This window comes from Collinsella sp. TM06-3, from assembly GCF_003436395.1.
In the GTDB taxonomy this organism is placed as follows: domain Bacteria; phylum Actinomycetota; class Coriobacteriia; order Coriobacteriales; family Coriobacteriaceae; genus Collinsella.
The window spans coordinates 1-5,166 of record NZ_QSPG01000013.1; the positions used below are offsets into that span (position 1 = coordinate 1).

Annotated in this window: 3 rRNA genes; all 3 read right to left on the reverse strand. The window is 63.9% G+C overall.

Annotated features, from left to right (window positions below):
• Nucleotides 1-21: 21 nt before the first annotated feature.
• Nucleotides 22-137 (reverse strand): 5S ribosomal RNA (rrf, locus tag DXD56_RS06425).
• 145 nt (nt 138-282) lie between these two features.
• A 23S ribosomal RNA gene (locus DXD56_RS06430) occupies nt 283-3,256 on the reverse strand.
• Nucleotides 3,257-3,654: 398 nt separating this feature from the next.
• Nucleotides 3,655-5,160: ribosomal RNA gene (locus tag DXD56_RS06435) — 16S ribosomal RNA — on the reverse strand.
• The 16S, 23S and 5S rRNA genes sit together here, the layout of an rRNA operon.
• Nucleotides 5,161-5,166: the final 6 nt, after the last annotated feature.

Consider the following 5,166-nt stretch of genomic DNA (forward strand, 5'->3'; position numbering starts at 1 on the left):
GACGGCTCGGTGCCGTCCACCGGTCAGCGGCGCCCTGGCCTCCCACGGGCTCACCCCGCAGTACTCTCGGCGCGATGGGGCTTAGCTTCCGGGTTCGGAACGGGACCGGGCGTGCCCCCCATGCTCTGGCCGCTGACCGGTGGGCGGCGCCCACCGTTACGGTGTCCGGGTGTCTACTCACGTGCCCTGGGGGCCGCATGGCGTATAGGAAAGGTCTGACTCGGGGGCATCCTCGTGCCCGGACCGCGCATGAGCGCATGTCCCGCGGGCCGCGAGGTGCGGTTCCGGAAGAGCTCGGGCGATTAGTGCGGCTCGGCTGAGGACGTCGCCGCCCTTGCACCTGCCGTCTATCGACCAGGTAGTCTACCTGGGCCCTTACCGGAAGGAGAACTAATCCCTGGAACGGCTTCCCGCTTAGATGCCTTCAGCGGTTATCCGCGCCGCACGCGGCTACCCGGCCGTGCCGTTGGTCGACAACCGGTTCACCGGAGGTGCGTCCACCCCGGTCCTCTCGTACTGGGGGCAGCCTCCATCGATTCTCCTGCGCCCACGGAGGATAGGGACCGAACTGTCTCACGACGTTCTGAACCCAGCTCGCGTACCGCTTTAAACGGCGAACAGCCGTACCCTTGGGACCTGCTCCAGCCCCAGGATGCGATGAGCCGACATCGAGGTGCCAAACCTTGCCGTCGATGTGGACTCTTGGGCAAGATCAGCCTGTTATCCCCGGAGTACCTTTTATCCGTTGAGCGACGGCCCACCCACTCGGGGCCGCCGGATCACTAGAGCCTGCTTTCGCACCTGCTCGGCTTGTGGGCCTCGCAGTCAAGCCCGCTTGTACTCTTGCATTCAAAAGGACGGTTGCCGACCGTCCCGAGCGGACCTTCGCGCGCCTCCGTTACCCTTTAGGAGGCGACCGCCCCAGTCAAACTGCCCGCCTGGCACGGTCCCCGAGCCGGTTGACGGCCTCGGGTTAGGACGCCGGTCGCGCGAGGGCAGTATTCCAAGGGCGGCTCCCCGGGGGCTGGCGCCTCCGGATCTTCGCCTCCTGCCTATCCTCTACACGCGGGACCAGCGGCCAATGCCAAGCTGCAGTGAAGGTTCACGGGGTCTCTCCGTCCTTCCGCGGGTAAGTCGCATCTTCACGACCAGTGCAATTTCACCGGGTCCATGGTCGAGACAGCGCCCAAGTCGTTGCGCCTTTCGTGCAGGTCGGAACTTACCCGACAAGGAATTTCGCTACCTTAGGACCGTTATAGTTACGGCCGCCGTTTACCGGGGCTTGGCTTCGGGGCTTCGCCTTGCGGCTAACTCCTCCGCGTGACCTTCCGGCACCGGGCAGGCGTCAGACCCTATACGTCGCCTTGCGGCTTCTGCAGAGTCCTGTGTTTTTGGTAAACAGTCGCTTGGGCCTCTCCACTGCGGCCCGCCTCCGCTCCCGGAGCAAGTCCGTTCACGTACGCGCGGGCACCCCTTCTCCCGAAGTTACGGGGCCATTGTGCCGAGTTCCTTGACCATGGTTGACCCGATCGCCTCGGTATGTTCTACCCACCCACCTGTGTCGGTTTGCGGTACGGGCGCGCACGCGCCTGCCTAGGGGTTTTTCTAGGGACCTCGGGCTCACTCGCTTCGCTTGATCGCTTCGTCCGGAGCCTCGCCCTCGTGCGGACCGGATTTCCCTGGTCCGCGGGCCGCGCTCCATCACGGGGACGTCCAGAACCCCGCCGAGCCACCCCCATCCGTCGCCCCGTCGGTCGTAGCGCCGCGTGCGCGGTGCAGGAATGTCTGCCTGCTGCGCGTCGGCTACGCCTCCCGGCCTCGCCTTAGCCCCCGACTGACCCTGGGAGGATTAGCCTTGCCCAGGAAACCTCGGGTTCACGGCGGACGAGTTACTCTCTCGTCTCTCGCTACTCATGCCAGCATTCTCACTCCCATGCGCTCCACCGCCGGTCGCCCGGCGGCTTCACCGCCCATGGGAAGCTCCCCTACCGATTCTATATAGATAAAATCCCGCCGCTTCGGTGTCCAGCTTAGCCCCGTGTATTGTCGGCGCATGTCCACTCGACCAGTGAGCTGTTACGCACTCTTTGAATGCATGGCTGCTTCTAAGCCAACATCCTGGTTGTCTGGGCGGACGCACATCCTTTGCCACTCGGCTGGAACTTGGGGACCTTAGCGGGCGGTCCGGGCTGTTTCCCTCTCGAGCACACAGCTTAGCCCACATGCTCTGACTGCCGCGCTCTGGGCCGCCGGCATTCGGAGTTCGGTTGGATTCGGTAGGCGGCGAAGCCCCCTCGTCCATCCGGTGCTCTACCTCCGGCGGTGAACGCGCGACGCTAGCCCTAAAGCTATTTCGGGGAGAACGAGATATCTCCGGGTTTGATTGGCCTTTCACCCCTATCCGCAGGTCATCGCCGCCGTTTTCAACCGACGTGCGTTCGGCCCTCCACGGGGTCTTACCCCCGCTTCAGCCTGCCCACGGATAGCTCACCCGGCTTCGCGTCCGCGGCGCGGGACTCAAGTCGCCCTGTTAAGGCTCGCTTTCGCTCCGGCTCCCTTTCGGTTAACCTCGCCCCGCGCCAGCGACTCGCTGGCTCATTCTACAAAAGGCACGCCGTCACACCGTATAGGTGCTCCGACTGCTCGTGGGCGCACGGTTTCAGGTACTGTTTCACTCCCCTCCCGGGGTGCTTTTCACCTTTCCCTCACGGTACTGGTGCGCTATCGGTCACAGGGTAGTACTCAGGCTTGGATGGTGGTCCACCCAGGTTCGGACCGGGTTTCACGTGCCCGGCCCTACTCAGGGACCGCGTCGCGCCGTCCGGTCTGGGTTCGCGTACGGGGCTGTCACCCGCTGCGGCCGGCCCTCCCATGCCGTTCCGCTCCCCAGCCGGACCTGCGCCCGGGGGCGGCAGCCCCCGGATGCGCGGCCCTGCAACCCCGTCGGCGGAACCCCTGCCGGGTATGCCCGCTCGACGGTTTGGCCATCGGTCCCCTTTCGCTCGCCGCTACTCGGGGAGTCTCGAGATTGATTTCCTCTCCTCCGGGTACTTAGATGTTTCAGTTCCCCGGGTTGTCCTCCCCGGCCCTATGTGTTCGGGCCGGGGATATGCACACTGCTGTGCATGGGTTCGCCCATTCGGAGACCCCCGGGTCGAAGGATGTGTGCTCCTCGCCGGGGATTATCGCAGCTTGCCGCGTCCTTCATCGGCTCCCTGTGCCAAGGCATCCGCCGTGCGCCCGTGGTATCTTGCGGGACCGCATCGGGCCCGCGGGATATCCACGTGTCGCTAATTAAGTTAAATTAATCGATATCATGAATAGCGCTCGTATGTCGCAATTCGGGTATCTCATACCGCGGCACAGTGTCTTCACTGTGCTCGCGATCAGATGCTCCTCACTCATTTATAAGTGAATTCTTCTTGTTTGGATCGGATGAATGATTGCTATCATTCTGTCTTTAAATCGCAGAAAAGAATCGAGTCTGGAAGAATGATCTTCCATCTCTCTCCTATCGCTATGCGGCTCTCAAGGTACGCGGGTGCGACCCCGGGGACCGGGTGCTGCGGGGAATCATCCTGGCGGACATCTACCGGACGGGCTCCTGCCCTCTATTCGAGTTAAGTTGATCTCTCTAAGAATGTATCTCCCTAGAAAGGAGGTGATCCAGCCGCACCTTCCGGTACGGCTACCTTGTTACGACTTCACCCCCCTCACCCTCCACACCTTCGGCGCCTCCCCCCTCGCGGTTGGGCCGGCGACTTCGGGTGCAGACGACTCGGGTGGTGTGACGGGCGGTGTGTACAAGGCCCGGGAACGCATTCACCGCGGCATGCTGATCCGCGATTACTAGCAACTCCGACTTCATGGGGGCGGGTTGCAGCCCCCAATCCGAACTGGGGCCGGCTTTCCGGGATCCGCTCCCCCTCGCGGGGTGGCATCCCTCTGTACCGGCCATTGTAGCACGTGTGCAGCCCAGGGCATAAGGGGCATGATGACTTGACGTCGTCCCCGCCCTCCTCCGCCTTGACGGCGGCGGTCCCGCGTGGGTTCCCGGCATCACCCGATGGCAACACGCGGCGGGGGTTGCGCTCGTTGCGGGACTTAACCCAACATCTCACGACACGAGCTGACGACAGCCATGCACCACCTGTATGGGCTCCTCTCGGCCACGGGGTCTCCCCCGCTTCACCCATATGTCAAGCCCTGGTAAGGTTCTTCGCGTTGCTTCGAATTAAGCCACATGCTCCGCTGCTTGTGCGGGCCCCCGTCAATTCCTTTGAGTTTTAGCCTTGCGGCCGTACTCCCCAGGCGGGACGCTTAATGCGTTGGCTGCGGCACGGGGGGATCGTCCCCCCACACCTAGCGTCCATCGTTTACGGCTGGGACTACCAGGGTATCTAATCCTGTTCGCTCCCCCAGCTTTCGCGCCTCAGCGTCGGTCTCGGCCCAGAGGGCCGCCTTCGCCACCGGTGTTCCACCCGATATCTGCGCATTCCACCGCTACACCGGGTGTTCCACCCTCCCCTACCGGACCCAAGCCGCGGAGGTTCCGGGGGCTTCGGGGGGTTGAGCCCCCCGCTTCGACCCCCGGCCTGCCGGGCCGCCTACGCGCGCTTTACGCCCAATGAATCCGGATAACGCTCGCCCCCTACGTATTACCGCGGCTGCTGGCACGTAGTTAGCCGGGGCTTCTTCTGCAGGTACAGTCTCGTCTCTTCCCTGCTGAAAGCGGTTTACGACCCGAAGGCCTCCGTCCCGCACGCGGCGTCGCTGCGTCAGGGTTCCCCCCATTGCGCAAGATTCCCCACTGCTGCCTCCCGTAGGAGTCTGGGCCGTGTCTCAGTCCCAATCTGGCCGGTCGGTCTCTCAACCCGGCTACCCGTTGTCGGCACGGTGGGCCGTCACCCCGCCGTCTACCTGATGGGCCGCGGAGCCATCCCCTCCCGTCGGGGCTTTAGCCGGGGTGCCATGCGGCACCCCGGGGTATCCGGTATTACCCGTCCTTTCGGGCGGCTATCCCGGGGGAGGGGGCAGGTTCTCCACGTGTTACTCAGCCGTTCGCCACTCGCTTCCCTCCGGAGAGGGGTGCCGTTCGACTTGCATGTGTTAGGCGCGCCGCCAGCGTTCATCCTGAGCCAGGATCGAACTCTCCGTCCAAAATAT